The following is a 13,935-nucleotide window of genomic DNA, read 5'->3' as shown; positions in this document are numbered from 1 at the left end:
GCCGGCCGGCCGCTGGCTGCGCCTGACCTACGCCGCCGACCTGTTCGCCCGGCCGGTGCGCCCGATGCTGCGGTTCCTGCGCGACGGCGCCCCGCCCGAGGACGCCCTGTTGCCGGGCCCGGTGCTCGGCCGCGGGCGCTGGCTCGGCCTCGTGCCGGCGGGAACCGAGGCCATCCTGCTCGCCGCGCCCGAATCTGGCTTCCGGATCGAGGAAGCCGCGCTGCTCTCCACGCTTCGCGTCCTGGCGCTCGCCGCCCGCCGGCGTCCGCGCTCATTGCCGGTGGCGCTCTACGTCCTCGCCCGCGGCGACGCCCGCCGGTTCCGCAACACCCTGCGCCTCGCCGCGGCGGTGAGCCCGCTCGGTGCCTGGGAGACGTGGCGGGACGGCCGCGCCCGCCCGGTCGAGCCGGCTTTCGACCGCGCGCCCGAGACGACGGTCCGGGTCGGCCTGCGCATGGACGCGGCCGCGGATCAGGTCGAAGCGGTGCGGCGCAGCCTCACGGCGCTGGCCGGCCAGACCCACCGCGACTGGCGGCTGGTCCTGCGCTGGACCGGCGGCGCGCCGCCCGCCGTCGCCGACGACGCGCGCGTCCGCGAAGTATCGGGTGCCGCACCGGCCTTCCCGGACGCCGACGCGGTCGGGTTCCTGGCGCCGGGCGACGAACCGGCGCCGGACGCGCTGGCGCAGCTCGCCGCCTGCTTCGCCGGCCCCGACCCGGCCGCACTCGCCTACGGCGACGAGGAGGCGCGCCGGGACGGCCGCCGGCAGCCGCGGCTCAAGCCGGGCTGGAGCCCCGACCTCGCCCTCGTCGGCGGCCCGGCCTATCCGGGCCGGCCGCTCCTGCTCGGCGCAGGCTTCGCCGCCGGGCTGCCGTGGCGTCCGGAGGAAGGCGCCCGCGCCCTCACCCTCGCGGCAGCGGCCGCCGCGCCCGACCGCGTGCGCCACGTCGCCCGCCTGCTGTGCCGCAGCGCCGGCGGGAGCGAGGCGCCCGACGCGCCGGATTCGATCGCCACCGCACTGACCCGCGCCGGCTCGCCCGCGACGGTGCGGGTGGCGGACGGTGTTTCGGACCTGCTGTGGCCGCTGCCCGATCCGCCTCCGCTCGTCTCGGTGGTGATCCCGACCCGCGACCGGCCGGACCTGATCGGCACCGCAGTCCTGGGCGTGCTGGAGCGGACGGCCTATCCGGCGCTCGAACTGGTGATCGTCGACAACGGCTCGACCGACCCGGCGGTGCACGCGCTCTATGCCGGCCTCGCCGGGGACGGGCGGGTGCGCCGGCTCGACCGTCCGGTCCCGTTCAACTTCTCGGCGCTGGTCAACGACGGCGTCGCGGCCTCGACCGGATCGGTCGTGGTGCTGCTCAACAACGACGTCGAAGTGCTGGAACCGGACTGGCTCGCCGAGATGGTGCGGCTGGCGGTCCGCCCGGGGATCGGCGCGGTCGGGGCCAAGCTCCTCTACGGCAATGGCCGGTTGCAGCATGCCGGCGTCGTCGTCGGCCTCGGCGGCCGGGCCGGGCACATCCTGCGCAACCGGCCGGCCGGCACGCCCGGCCATCTCGGGCGGCTGCGGGTCGCGCACGAGGTCGCGGGCGTCACCGCCGCCTGCCTCGCGGTGACGCGGGAGCGCTACGACGCCGTCGGCGGGTTCGACGCCGCGTCGTTTCCGATCGACTTCAACGACATCGACTTCTGCCTGCGGCTGGCCGCCACCGGCCACCGCTCGCTGTGGACGCCGCGGGCGGTGCTGGCCCACCACGAATCGGTGAGCCGCGGCCCCTCGGTCGGCCCGCAGCGGGTCCGCTTCGAGGCCGAGGCCGGCTGCTTCGCCGCCCGCTGGCGGGCGACGATCCGCGACGACCCGTACTACCACCCCGCCTTCTCGGTCACGGCGTTCGGGGAGGATCTGGAGTAGGATTCCTTCCCAGGGCGTGCGGCCAGGCTCCGCCGGCCGACGCGGGATGGAAGATCATCCGGCCGCGGCGGTAGGCATCAGGATCCGGCACGACCACGCGGCCGTCGAGTCCGAGCGGCAAACGGCCGACGGTCTCGGGGATCTCGGAGGTGAGCCGCGGCAGAAGGTCTCTTGCTTCCGCGACGGCCCCAAGGAAGCTCCTCTTCAGCGCGACGGGGTCGAGAACACCATCGACGACGATCTCGGTCTCCAGGTGGGCCGCGCTGTAGCGTGAATTCCTGACCGCCTCGTCCAGCACTAGTTCGGGGGTCATCCCGGCGTCCTTGCCGAGAGCCGCCCAGGCCAGAGCCACGAGCGGAAGTCCGCGTTCGTGAAGCGTGACGACATCGTAATAGTCGCGGGCCGCCCGGCGCCCCGCCAGAGCGAGAAGCTTGTTCAGCGCGATATCCGCGTCATGGAGGCGCCAGCCGAAGTCGGCGTCCTCGACAGCCGGAAGGAAGCGGATCGTCGTGTCATGCATCCAATCGAGCAGGAGCGAGTGGCCGTCCTTCCGGCATTCAACCTCGACGAAGCCGGCGCGAGGCCGGCTTGCCGGAGTTTCCTCGACCTCATAACCGGCGGCGAGCAACGTCGCCTGGTCCTGCCTGGACGATCGCAGGACGGCGTCCGTGGTGCCGTGCTCGATATCGAGATCCTGGGAGATGCGGGCGCCGTTCCGGTTCGCGACCGTACCTCCCGCGAAGACGCTGTCCGGAGAGCGGTTGCGGGAGAGTCGGATCAGGACCTCGCGCTGAAAATGGGTCAGCGCCACTGAACCGGACCCGCTGTCGCCGCGACCGCCTTGTCGATGCACGCGGCGACGTCCCAGCCGCGACGTCCGCCGTACCGTCTGAGGCGATCCGCCACCAAGCGGGCATCATCCCGCGGATCGACCAGAACCGGCGTGTTCCAGAAGCATCGGATACCGAACTCGGCTCGTGCCAGGGCGATCGTCGCGGCGAGATCCGACATGGCGGACGCCTCGACATCCCTAGCCGCTGCGATGTGCGGCCCGTCCGGGCTATTGCCGGCTTCCTCCTCTCGTCCGATGCTGTCCATGTCAGGTCTCACGGCGATCCGGGTCCTGAGAACGATACGACAGCGTCGGTTCCCTGACGAGGCGGGCAGGACACCGCGCGGTGCCGGACGGAGCCCGGTCGCGGGGTCCAGCCCGTCCCGATCCCGTCACGGCATGACCACGACCTTCGTGCCGACCTTGACCCGGTTGTAGAGGTCGATGACGTCGCGGTTGGTCATGCGGATGCAGCCCGACGACACGGCGGCGCCGATCGTCTCGGGCTCGTTCGAGCCGTGGATGCGGTAGAGCGACGAGCCGAGATAGAGCGCGCGGGCGCCGAGCGGGTTGTCGCTGCCGCCGGCCATGTAGCGTGGCAGGTCGGGGCGGCGCTTGAGCATCTGCTCGGGCGGGCGCCAGGACGGCCATTCCTTCTTCATCGTCACGGTCTTGGTGCCGGACCACGAGAAGCCGTCGCGGCCGACGCCGACGCCGTAGCGCACCGCCTGCTGGTCGGGCAGGATGTAGTAGAGCCGGCGCTGGCTCGTGGCGATCACCACCGTGCCGGGCGCGTAGGGGCTGTTCCAGCCGATCGTCTCGCGCGAGACCGGCTGCTGGCGAAACACGGTGAGGAAGTCGGCCAGGGGCCCGCTGTCGAGCAGGCTGGCCGCCCCGGCCGGTGCGGCGCCCGTCAGCGCGGCCAGGGCCGCGGCGCAGCCCAGGGCCAGAATCCGGTGCTTCATCGCTTCTCTCCCCTCGCGACGCGGGTGTTCAACCCGACCGGGATGGCGGCCGGCGGGCGAGGGGTCAACCCGGCGGCGAGCCGGCGGCGGCCGGGTGAGGCCCCGGCGCCACAAGCGCTCAGGCGGCCGCGTCCTCGTGCAGGAAGCGGATCAGCGCGACGTTCACCGCCTCGGCCTCCTCGTGCTGGACCCAGTGGGTCGCCTCCGGGAAGCGTTCGAGCCGGCCTTCGAGGCACAGGCGCAGGCTGTCGCGGGCGAGGCCGGCTTCGAGGGCGGTGTCGCGCTCGCCCCACAGCACCAGCACCGGCGGGCGCACCGGTGCGGGGGCCGGTGCACGCGGCAGGCGCAGGGCCCGGTACCAGTTCAGCATCCCGGTCAGGGCGCCGGGCTTGGCCCAGTCGGCCGCGTAGGCGTCGAGGGCGGCGGCGTCGAAGGTGCCCGGTCGGCTCGACGTCGCGAGCGCCCGGCGCAGGGCCGCGAAGCCGCCGGCCCGCAGCAGCGCCTCCGGCAGGCGCGGCACCTGGAACAGCCCGACATAGAGGCTGCGCAGGAGCTGGCTCGGGTGCCGGCGGGCATAGGCGCCGACCACGTCGGGATGCGGCGCGTTGAGGATCGCCGCCCGGGCGACGCGCTCGGGATGGTGTGCGGCCGTCCACCACGCGACGAGCCCGCCCCAGTCGTGGCCGACGAGGGCGATCCGCTCGCGCCCGAAGGCGTCGGCGAGTCCGATCACGTCGCCGGCCAGCCGGTCGAGGTGGTAGGCCGCGAGGGGCCCGGGCTTGCTGCTGCGGGCGTAGCCGCGCTGGTCGGGCACGATCACCCGCAGGCCGGAGGCGGCGAGCGGGCCGACCTGACGGCGCCAGCCGAGGCGCGATTCGGGAAATCCGTGCAGCAGCAGGATCATCGGACCGTCCTCGGGCCCGGCCTCGCTGACCTGGAGCACCTGCCCGCGCACACGGATCGGCCTCACTGGCCACGACTCCGTCATGGAGCCTCCATCACCGGCGTGGCGCCGGAGCGTGGCTTTCCTGCATCACGCTGCACCAAGCGGTTGCGAACCGCCGGATTGCACTTATAGGGCACTTGAGTGGTCGCGCGGTGTCGCGTAGCTTTTGCGATGCAGCACGGCGATGGCGTCGCGGTGCTGTTGCCCTCTTTGGGCGTTTCCTCCCTAGACTCAGGCCACACCGCGCGTGTGGCCTTTTTCTTAGGAACGGCCCGGTCTGTCAACGGCGAAGCTCCCACATTTCCGCCGGAATTGGCCGCCGGGCGCGGTGATCCCCCTACCAGGACGGGCTGCCGTAGGAGTAGGTCGGCGCGTAGGAGACCGGCCGCGCCGCCGGCCAGGGCGAGCCGTAGCCGTCCCAGCCGTCGTCGCCGGGCCAGGCCGGCCGGCGCGAGACGCGGGTCGCCGCCGGCTCGACCGCCCGCCGGGCCACCGCGCGGGTCGGGGCGCGGCGGGAGGCGAGCATCACGTCGCCGCCGATCACCACCCGGGTCGCGCCGAGCCCCTCGGCCTTGACGAGGCTGTACAGGAGCGCGGCCTTGGCCGGCGCGAGCCGCACGCAGCCATGCGAGGCCGGCGCGCCGAGGCTGCGGACGTGGCTGCTGCCGTGGATCGCGTGGCCGCGCCCGGTGAAGAAGATCGCGTGCGGCATCGGCGCGTCGTCCCACTCGCGCGAGCGGTGGTCCACCACCATCCGGGACGGGGAGAAGCGGCCCCCGGGCGTGTCGTAGCCGTCGCGCCCGGTCGAGACCGGCCAGTCGTAGCGCACCCGGCCGTCGACCGAGACGGTCATCCGCTGGCTGCTCTTGTCGACCGCGATCAGCACCGCCGCCGCGGCCGGCCCCGCGCTCCCGGCCGCGAGGAGGAGGGCTGCGGCGAGGAGCGTGGGGGCGCGCATCGGGGGACGTCCTGTCCAGGGGAGGGCGCCCGAACGACGCGCGAGCGGGACCGGAGTTCCCGCCGGCGAGTACGCAGGCGCGCCGGCCCGGCCCGGGGCTCAGGCCACCTCCGGCTCCCAGCCGATCGCCCGGCGCAGGAACGCGGCCCCGACCGCCGCGAAGGACGCGACCTCGGCGCTGTTCTTGCCGTGGGAATGGCCGCCCGCCTCCGGCTCGTAGAACCGGGCGTCGTAGCCCATCGCCTGGAGCTTGGCCGCCATCTTGCGGGCGTGGCCGGGATGGACCCGGTCGTCGCGGCGCGAGGTGGCGATGAGGATCGGCGGGTAGGGTTTTCCCGGCTCGGCGACGTGGTAGGCCGAGATCCGTTGCAGGAACTCCCAGTCCGCCGGCACCTCCGGGTCGCCGTATTCGGCGATCCAGCTCGCCCCGGCGAGCAGCCGGTGGTAGCGGCGCATGTCGATCAGCGGCACCGTGCAGAGCAGGGCGCCGAACCGCTCCGGGTAGCGGGTCAGCATGTTGGCGATGAGCAGGCCGCCGTTCGAGCCGCCCTCCGCCGCGAGGCGGCCGGGGCGGGTGACGCCGCGGCGCACGAGGTCGGCAGCGACCGCCGCGAAATCGTCGTGGGTCAGCGCCTTGCCCTCGCGCCGGCCGGCCTCGTGCCAGCGGGTGCCGAACTCGCCGCCGCCGCGGATGTTGGCCACCACCCGGGTGCCGCCCTTGGCCAGCCACAGCCGGCCGAGCACCGCCGAGTAGCCGGCGAGGTTCGAGACCTGGAAGCCGCCGTAGCCCGAGAGATGCACCGGCGCCTCGCCGGTCTCGCCGGGCGGGCCGGCCTGGACGTAGGGGATGCGCTCGCCATCGACCGAGACCGCCTCGTGGCGGGTGACCACGAGGCCATCGGTGGAGAACAGGGCGGGGGCCTGCTTCAGCACGGTCGGGGCCGGGAGGTCGGCCCGGGTCAGCATCAGGGTCGAGGGCGTGACCGGGTCGTTGGCGCTGGCGAGCAGGTCGCCGTTCGATTCCTCCTCGTCGGTGTCGAGGGACCAGACGTTGACCATCCCGAGTTCGGGCAGGCCCGCGACCGCACTCTCGGCCCAGCCGGATTCCGAGGGGGTGAAGACCGGGAAGCGGGCGACGAGGTCGTCGAGGACCGAGACGACGAGGCGGCCGCCGGACCAGAAGAAGCCCTGCAGCGCCCGCCGCGGCCCCGGCTCGAACAGCACCCGGACATCGCGCGCCCCGGCGAGGAACGCCTCGAAGCCAATGCCGAGCACGCTGTCGGGCGGGTAGGTGACCGCGCCGACCGTCCACGGCGTGCGCGGACGGACCGCGAGGAAGCCGCGGTGCCAGTGCGCGTCGGCATCGGTCGGCAGGTCGAGGCGGGTCTTCGGCCCCGAGCGGTCGCCGAGATGGGTGACGCCGTCGAAGAACCCGGTGCGCTCGACGAAGACCAGCCGCTCGGGCCGCGCGTCGCGGTCGGGATAGCCGTACGCGACCATGCTGGCGGGATCGGCGGCGAAGATCACGGGAGCGGCGGAAAAGTCCTCGCCCCGGCGCCACAGCCGCACGGTGCGGGCGTAGCCCGAGGCGGTCGCCATGCCGTCGCCGAGCGGGCTCGCCACCAGCAGCGTGTCGCGGTCGAGCCAGACCGGGATCGACTTCGCCTCCGGCAGGGCGAAGCCGCCCTCGACGAAGCGGCGCGCGTCGAGGTCGAACTCGCGCACCGCCGTCGCGTCGCCGCCCCCGCGCGACAGCGAGACCAGGGCGCGGTCGTGGGTTCCCGGCAGACCGTTGGCGCCGGCCCAGACCCAGTCCTCGCTCTCGTCCCGGGCGAGCGCGTCGAGGTCGAGCAGCACGTCCCAGTCCGGCGTCTCGCCGCGGTACGAGTCGAGGGTGGTGCGACGCCACAGCCCACGGGGATGCCCGGCATCCTGCCACAGGTTGTAGAGGTGGCCGCCGCGGCGGGCGATGCCCGGGATCTTGTCGGGCCGGTCGAGGGCGGCCTTGAGCCCGTCGCGGTCGGCGGCGAATCGGCCGTCGGCGACGAGGTCGAGGGTCGCGGCGTTCTGCGCCTCGATCCAGGCCAGCGCCCGCTCGCCGTCGACCTCCTCGAGCCAGAGATGCGGGTCGTCGTCCGGCGCGGCGAGGGTCGGGCGCGGATCGGGCGTGAGGGTCATGCGGCATCCCGGGTGGGCATCGCGCCGCCGGCGGCGCTCGCACGAGGGTAGCCGCGGCCGGCTGGCGGGGTCCAGGGCGCCGGGTGTTGCAGGCGTGCCATTGCGCCGGATCATCGGTCGAGCATGTCACATCACTGCAACGATGCTGCCCGAGAGACGGACGACGCGACGCCGACCCAGGACCTTGCATGACCGAGGACCCCGCATGACCGGCCCCCTGCTCGCCGCCCTCTGTCTCGGCCTGACCCTCGTCAATCTCGCCAGCCTCGCCCTGGCGGCGCGCCGGCTCGGCCGCCGGGCGGAGCCGCCGGCCGGCCCGCTGCCGCCGGTGACGATCGTGCGCCCGGTCTGCGGACTGGAGAGCTTCAGCGAGGAGACCCTCGGCTCGGGCTTCCGGCTCGACTATCCCGACTACGAACTCGTCTTCTGCGTCGCGGACAGCAGCGATCCGGTGGTGCCGCTGGTGCGGCGGCTGATGGCGGCCCATCCGGCGGTGCGAAGCCGCCTCATCGTCGGCGAGGAGCGGGTCGGCGACAATCCGAAGCTCAACAACTGCGTCCGCGGCTGGGAGGCGGCGGCCCACGACTGGATCGTGCTCGCCGATTCCAACGTGCTGATGCCGCCGGAGTACGTCCAGCGGCTCCGGGCCGCCTGGACGCCCGCGACCGGCCTCGTCTGCTCGACCCCGGTCGGCACCCGCCCGGCGGGGTTCTGGGCCGAGGTCGAGTGCGCGTTCCTCAACACCCTCCAGGCGCGCTGGCAATATGCCGGCGAGAGCCTCGGGCTCGGCTTCGCCCAGGGCAAGAGCATGCTGTGGCACCGCCCGTTCCTCGACGGGCAGGGCGGGATCCGGGCGCTCGCCGCCGAGATCGCCGAGGACGCAGCGGCGACGAAGCTCGTGCGCGCCGCCGGGCGCCGGGTCCACCTCGTCGCGGCGCCGTTCCCGCAGCCTCTCGGCCGGCGCCGGGCCGCGGAGGTGTGGTCGCGGCAGTTGCGCTGGGCGCGCCTGCGCCGGGTCACCTTCCCGCTGTTCTTCGCCCCCGAGATCGGCATCGGCGCCGTGCCGGCGATGCTCGCCGGCTACGCCGCCCTCGGCGGAGGCGCCGGGCTCCTCGCCGCGCTCGCGGTGGCGGCGGCGTGGTACGGCCCCGAATGGCGGCTCGCCGGCCGGATGGGCTGGCACCGCTCGTGGCGGCTGCCGCTCGCCTGCCTCGTGCGCGACGTCGTGCTACTGCCGATCTGGGCCGCGGCCTGGATCGCCCGCGGCATCACCTGGCGCGGCAACGCCATGGACATCCGCACCAAGCCGGCCGCCGGCCTGCGCGCCCGCCTGCGGCCGCAGACGACGGCGGCCTGAATATCCCGGTTGACCCGTGCGCGAGACCGGCCTACGGTCCGCGCCACTCTCCGCCAGGGCAGGCCTCGAACGATGCGTGCGATCCTTATTGTACCGTGGGCGCCATTGACCGGGCGGGCTTGAGAGAGAGCCCGCGAACCGGGCGGTGGCGCATGCAGGGTCCTTCGGGGCCCTTTTTTGTTGCCTGGACGAACCCGAGAGAGAGATCAGGACGGAGCGGACCGATGAGTGCGGGCGAGATGATGACCGGGGCCGAGATGGTCATCCGGGCGCTGCAGGATCAGGGCGTCGATACGCTGTTCGGCTATCCCGGCGGCGCGGTGCTGCCGATCTACGACGCGCTGTTCCACCAGCAGAGCGTCAAGCACGTCCTGGTCCGGCACGAGCAGGGGGCGGTCCACGCCGCGGAAGGCTATGCCCGCTCGTCGGGCAAGGTCGGCTGCGTGCTGGTCACCTCGGGCCCGGGCGCCACCAACATCATCACCGGGCTCACCGACGCGCTGCTCGATTCGATCCCGCTCGTCTGCATCACCGGGCAGGTGCCGACCCACCTGATCGGGTCGGACGCGTTCCAGGAATGCGACACGGTCGGCATCACGCGCAGCTGCACCAAGCACAACTACCTCGTCAAATCGATCGACGACCTGCCGCGGATCCTGCACGAGGCGTTCTACGTCGCCTCGCACGGGCGGCCCGGCCCGGTGGTCATCGACCTGCCGAAGGACGTGCAGTTCGCCGCCGGCTTCTACGCCCGCCCGGCCGACAATGGCCACAAGACCTACCGCCCGACGATCCAGGGCGACCCGCAGAAGATCCGCGCCGCGGTCGAGCTGATGGCCGGCGCCCGGCGCCCGGTCTTCTACACCGGCGGCGGCGTCATCAATTCCGGTCCCGAGGCGTCGCGGCTGCTGCGCGAACTCGTGCGCGTCACCGGCTTTCCGGTCACCTCGACGCTGATGGGGCTCGGCGCCTATCCGGGCTCGGACCCGCAGTTCCTCGGCATGCTCGGCATGCACGGGACCTACGAGGCCAACCTCGCGATGCACGAATGCGACGTGATGATCTGCATCGGCGCGCGCTTCGACGACCGCATCACCGGGCGCCTCGACGCCTTCTCGCCGTTCTCGAAGAAGATCCACGTCGACATCGACGCCTCGTCGATCAACAAGACCGTCAAGGCCGATCTCGGCATCCTCGGCGACTGCGCCTCGGTGCTCGGCGACATGCTCGCGGCGTGGCGGTCGCTGGAGACGACCCCCGACAAGGGACGCCTGACCGAGTGGCTGTCGAAGATCAACGGCTGGAAGGCGCGCGAGTGCCTCGGCTACTGGCCGTCGGGCACCACGATCAAGCCGCAGCACGCGATCCAGCGCCTCTACGAGGCGACCAAGGACCGCGAGACCTACATCACCACCGAGGTCGGCCAGCACCAGATGTGGGCGGCCCAGTACTACAAGTTCGAGGAGCCGAACCGCTGGATGACGTCCGGCGGTCTCGGCACGATGGGCTACGGCCTGCCGGCCGCGATCGGCACCCAGCTCGCCCACCGCGACGCGCTCGTCATCGACATCGCCGGCGAGGCGTCGATCCAGATGAACATCCAGGAGATGTCGACCGCCGTGCAGTACCGCCTGCCGGTCAAGATCTTCATCCTCAACAACGAGTACATGGGCATGGTGCGGCAGTGGCAGGAACTGCTGCACGGCTCGCGCTACTCCGAGAGCTACTCCGAGAGCCTGCCGGACTTCGTGAAGCTGGCCGAGGCCTACGGCGCCAAGGGCATCCGCTGCGAGCGCCCGGGCGACCTCGACGCGGCGATCCGCGAGATGCTGGACTACGACGGTCCGGTCATCTTCGACTGCATCGTCGACAAGAAGGAGAACTGCTTCCCGATGATCCCGTCGGGCAAGGCTCACAACGAGATGCTCCTGTCGGACTATCTCGGCGAGACCGGCGCCGATCTCGGCGACGTGATCTCGGAAGAAGGCAAGATGCTGGTGTAGGTCGGCTCGGTGGGGCCGTGCGGGGCAATCTTGTTGTAAATCCAAGCGCGGGATCCCCTCTCCCGGGTGGGAGAGGGGTAGGGGTGAGGGTGGCTCGGCTTCAGGATCAAGCACCAAGCGTCGAGCCGCACAGCTCAACCGTTGACGCTCTAGTCTGACCCCGAGCCACCCTCACCCCCGGCCCCTCTCCCACTCGGGAGAGGGGAGACGCCCCATCCTTTCCCGTTGTGTCCTCCGCCCCGGCTAAGGAAACCCTGCGTTCGTCCTCCGACTCGGCTTGTTGTTCGGATCCGTAGAAAGACAGGAGCGGTCGCGATGACGACGGAACCCCGGCGCTTCGCCAGAACCTTGCGGGACTACGCGACATCCGCCGAGGACGTCCTGTGGCGGTCGATTCGCGGTCGACGCTTGAACGGTCTGAAGTTCAAACGTCAGGTTCCACTCTTGCTCTACACCGTCGATTTCCTCTGCTTCGAGCGCAAGCTCGTCGTCGAGCTCGACGGACGGCAGCACGCCTGGAACCACGAGTACGATGCCGGGCGGACGAAGGCGATCGAGCGATCCGGCTTCACCGTCCTGCGGTTCCTCAACGACGATGTCCTGAACGATCTCGACGCCGTCCTGAACCGGATCTCCACCGCCTGCGGTGAAGGCCTTCGTTCATTTCCATCACTCATCGACACGCCACCGAGCGGGGCGGGAGACCATCCGTGAACGCCATGAACACACACTATCCCGATCCGGTCCGGGTCGAGCCGGTCAACCGCCGCACCCTCGCGGTGATCGTCGACAACGAACCCGGCGTGCTCGCCCGCATCGCCGGGCTGTTCTCCGGGCGCGGCTACAACATCGAGAGCCTGACGGTCTCGGAGACCGAGCACGCCCGCCACATCTCGCGGATCACCATCGTGACCGCGGGCACCAACGCGGTGATCGACCAGATCAAGGCGCAGCTCGACCGGCTGGTGCCGGTGCACCGGGTGGTCGACCTGACGCTCCAGGGCGACTCGCTGGAGCGGGAGCTGTGCCTCGTGAAGGTCGCGGGCCGCGGCGACCACCGGGTCGAGGCGATGCGGCTCGCCGCCGCGTTCGGCGCCCGTACCCTCGACGCCACCCTGACCTCGTTCGTGTTCGAGCTCACCGGCGCGACCGAGGAGGTCGACCGGTTCGTCAACCTGATGGCGGCGGTCGGCCTCGTCGAGGTCTCGCGCACCGGCGTCGCCGCCATGGGTCGCGGTCCGGACCCGATGTGAGCGGGGGAGGGGGCGTTCCGCCCCCTTGCCCCGCGGGCGATCCTCCGCATGATGCGCCCCGATCAGGGAGGATCGCCGGATGGACGCGACTCACGACGGCCAGGATCTGCAGGCGCGGGATCTCCAGGGCCTCGACGGGCTGGTGACGCCGCCCTTCTCCCGCCGCGGCTTCGTGATGACCGGGCTGATGACCGGCCTCACCCTCGCCACCACCCGGGTCGAGGCCCAGGTCATCCACACCGACGAGACCGGCATCGAGGCCGGCGAGGTCCGTATTCCGGTCGGCGACGGGCCGATGCCGGCCTACCGGGCGAAGCCCCAGGGCAAGGGTCCGTTCCCGGTCGTGCTCGTGGTCGAGGAGATCTTCGGGGTCCACGACTACATCAAGGACATCTGCCGGCGCCTCGCCAAGGCCGGATACGTCGCGGTGGCGCCCGAGTTGTTCGCCCGACAGGGCGACGTGTCGAAGATGACCGACGTGCAGGAGATCGTCCGCGAGGTCGTGTCGAAGACCCCGGACGCCCAGGTGATGGGCGACCTCGACGCCAGCGCCGCCTGGGCGGCGTCCGAGGCCGGCGGCGATGCGGGGCGGCTCGGCATCACCGGCTGGTGCCGGGGCGGCCGGACGGTGTGGCTCTACGCGGCCCACAACGCCAACCTCAAGGCCGGGGTCGCGTGGTACGGCAATTTCGGGGGCACCCGCACGCCGATCCAGCCGAGGACCGCCGCCGACGTCATCACGGAGATCCGCGCCCCGGTGCTCGGGCTCTACGGCGCGGCCGATTCCGGCATCCCGGTCGCCGATGTCGAGAAGGCCCGCGATGCGGCGAAGGCCGCCGGCCGGACGGTCGAGTTCGAGATCTACCCGGACGCGCCCCATGGGTTCCACGCCGATTACCGCCCGAGCTACCGCAAACCCGCCGCCGAGGCCGGCTGGAGCCGCATGCTCGACTGGTTCAAGGCCCATGGCGTAGCCTGAAAGCCACGGTTCCCGACAGGATCATCGATCCTGAGCGAGCGATGCAACCAGTGGCGAGGACGCTCGTTCCAGCACTATGACCGCCTCCGGTTCCCCCGCGAAGACACAGCCCGTCATCCTGGTCGTCGAGGACGAACCGGAAGAGCGTTTCCTCGCGGCGACCTTGCTGGAGGAGACGGGGTTCCGGGTCATCGAGGCCGAGACGGCGGAGAAGGCCCTCAACATCCTCCGCGAGCGGGCGGACGAGGTGAACGTCGTGTTCTCCGACGTGCGCACGCCGGGACCGATCGGCGGGTTCGAGCTGGCACGCATCATCAACGTGACGTGGCCGCGGGTGCACGTGCTGCTGACCTCGGGCGACGCCAGCGACCAGCCGAGCGACCTGCGCATGTCGGCGATCTTCGTGCCCAAGCCCTGGCGCGCCCTCGATGTGCTCACCCTCGTCGAGCAGGCGGCCGGCTTCCACGGCGGCGGCTCGCAGGTCGGCGACGCCGGCACCGGGTGATCGAAGTCACCCGCCTTCGCGGCTGCGGGAGAGCAGGACGC

At 72.1% G+C, this 13,935-nt stretch carries 13 protein-coding genes; 7 read left to right on the top strand and 6 right to left on the bottom strand.

Annotated features, from left to right (window positions below; genetic code table 11):
- Positions 1–64: 64 nt before the first annotated feature.
- Positions 65–1,918: a glycosyltransferase family 2 protein gene (locus EOE48_RS00180; protein ID WP_246153902.1), complete on the top strand. Its 1,854-nt coding sequence runs from the start codon at positions 65–67 to the stop codon at positions 1,916–1,918.
- Here EOE48_RS00180 and EOE48_RS00175 read toward each other — a convergent pair.
- From EOE48_RS00175 to EOE48_RS00150, 6 genes are all read right to left on the bottom strand, one after another.
- Positions 1,890–2,729: a nucleotidyl transferase AbiEii/AbiGii toxin family protein gene (locus EOE48_RS00175; protein WP_127726756.1), complete on the bottom strand. Its 840-nt coding sequence runs from the start codon at positions 2,727–2,729 to the stop codon at positions 1,890–1,892. The two genes, EOE48_RS00180 and EOE48_RS00175, sit on opposite strands and share 29 nt — an antisense overlap.
- Complete coding sequence (locus EOE48_RS00170; protein ID WP_127726755.1) at positions 2,720–3,016, bottom strand: hypothetical protein; 297 nt, start codon at positions 3,014–3,016, stop codon at positions 2,720–2,722. The genes EOE48_RS00175 and EOE48_RS00170 overlap by 10 nt, the downstream gene beginning before the upstream one ends.
- Positions 3,017–3,142: 126 nt before the next feature.
- Complete coding sequence (locus tag EOE48_RS00165) at positions 3,143–3,715, bottom strand: L,D-transpeptidase (RefSeq protein WP_127726754.1); 573 nt, start codon at positions 3,713–3,715, stop codon at positions 3,143–3,145.
- 118 nt (positions 3,716–3,833) lie between these two features.
- Positions 3,834–4,685, bottom strand: coding sequence for an alpha/beta fold hydrolase (locus EOE48_RS00160; protein ID WP_425463606.1), 852 nt, complete (start codon positions 4,683–4,685; stop codon positions 3,834–3,836).
- Positions 4,686–4,998: 313 nt separating this feature from the next.
- A complete protein-coding gene (locus tag EOE48_RS00155; protein ID WP_127726752.1) occupies positions 4,999–5,619 on the bottom strand; it encodes a L,D-transpeptidase in 621 nt (206 codons plus the stop codon).
- A 99-nt stretch (positions 5,620–5,718) separates the two neighbouring features.
- A complete protein-coding gene (locus tag EOE48_RS00150) occupies positions 5,719–7,797 on the bottom strand; it encodes a prolyl oligopeptidase family serine peptidase (RefSeq protein ID WP_127726751.1) in 2,079 nt (692 codons plus the stop codon).
- Positions 7,798–8,002: 205 nt separating this feature from the next.
- On the opposite strand from EOE48_RS00150, the gene EOE48_RS00145 reads away from it, so the two are divergent.
- The 6 genes from EOE48_RS00145 (at position 8,003) to EOE48_RS00120 (ending at position 13,894) form a co-directional block, all read left to right on the top strand.
- Positions 8,003–9,154, top strand: a complete 1,152-nt coding sequence (locus EOE48_RS00145) for a ceramide glucosyltransferase (protein WP_127726750.1) — start codon at positions 8,003–8,005, stop codon at positions 9,152–9,154.
- Positions 9,155–9,378: 224 nt separating this feature from the next.
- Positions 9,379–11,157, top strand: a complete 1,779-nt coding sequence (locus tag EOE48_RS00140) for an acetolactate synthase 3 large subunit (protein WP_127726749.1) — start codon at positions 9,379–9,381, stop codon at positions 11,155–11,157.
- A gap of 315 nt (positions 11,158–11,472) precedes the next feature.
- The gene (locus EOE48_RS00135; protein WP_127726748.1) at positions 11,473–11,871 is read left to right on the top strand and encodes an endonuclease domain-containing protein; all 399 of its coding nucleotides are present in this window, start codon (positions 11,473–11,475) and stop codon (positions 11,869–11,871) included.
- Positions 11,868–12,410 (top strand): acetolactate synthase small subunit, encoded by a 543-nt coding sequence (gene ilvN, locus EOE48_RS00130; RefSeq protein ID WP_127726747.1) that lies wholly within the window; start codon positions 11,868–11,870, stop codon positions 12,408–12,410. The genes EOE48_RS00135 and ilvN overlap by 4 nt, the downstream gene beginning before the upstream one ends.
- 79 nt (positions 12,411–12,489) lie before the next feature.
- Positions 12,490–13,389, top strand: a complete 900-nt coding sequence (locus EOE48_RS00125; protein WP_127726746.1) for a dienelactone hydrolase family protein — start codon at positions 12,490–12,492, stop codon at positions 13,387–13,389.
- A gap of 76 nt (positions 13,390–13,465) precedes the next feature.
- A complete protein-coding gene (locus EOE48_RS00120) occupies positions 13,466–13,894 on the top strand; it encodes a response regulator (protein WP_127726745.1) in 429 nt (142 codons plus the stop codon).
- Positions 13,895–13,935: the final 41 nt, after the last annotated feature.

This window comes from Methylobacterium oryzihabitans (genome assembly GCF_004004555.2).
Taxonomy (GTDB): Bacteria; Pseudomonadota; Alphaproteobacteria; order Rhizobiales; family Beijerinckiaceae; genus Methylobacterium; species Methylobacterium oryzihabitans.
The sequence above is the reverse complement of the archived record's forward strand: the minus strand, read 5'-3'. Positions and strand labels throughout refer to the sequence as shown.

Bases quoted from the DNA above. Each gene is read 5' to 3' on its own strand.
- EOE48_RS00180 (WP_246153902.1), top strand. From the start codon at position 65: ATGCTGCGGTTCCTGCGCGACGGCGCCCCGCCCGAGGACGCCCTGTTG.
- EOE48_RS00170 (WP_127726755.1), bottom strand. From the start codon at position 3,016: ATGGACAGCATCGGACGAGAGGAGGAAGCCGGCAATAGCCCGGACGGG.
- EOE48_RS00165 (WP_127726754.1), bottom strand. From the start codon at position 3,715: ATGAAGCACCGGATTCTGGCCCTGGGCTGCGCCGCGGCCCTGGCCGCG.
- EOE48_RS00155 (WP_127726752.1), bottom strand. From the start codon at position 5,619: ATGCGCGCCCCCACGCTCCTCGCCGCAGCCCTCCTCCTCGCGGCCGGG.
- EOE48_RS00150 (WP_127726751.1), bottom strand. From the start codon at position 7,797: ATGACCCTCACGCCCGATCCGCGCCCGACCCTCGCCGCGCCGGACGAC.
- EOE48_RS00145 (WP_127726750.1), top strand. From the start codon at position 8,003: ATGACCGGCCCCCTGCTCGCCGCCCTCTGTCTCGGCCTGACCCTCGTC.
- EOE48_RS00140 (WP_127726749.1), top strand. From the start codon at position 9,379: ATGAGTGCGGGCGAGATGATGACCGGGGCCGAGATGGTCATCCGGGCG.
- EOE48_RS00135 (WP_127726748.1), top strand. From the start codon at position 11,473: ATGACGACGGAACCCCGGCGCTTCGCCAGAACCTTGCGGGACTACGCG.
- EOE48_RS00125 (WP_127726746.1), top strand. From the start codon at position 12,490: ATGGACGCGACTCACGACGGCCAGGATCTGCAGGCGCGGGATCTCCAG.
- EOE48_RS00120 (WP_127726745.1), top strand. From the start codon at position 13,466: ATGACCGCCTCCGGTTCCCCCGCGAAGACACAGCCCGTCATCCTGGTC.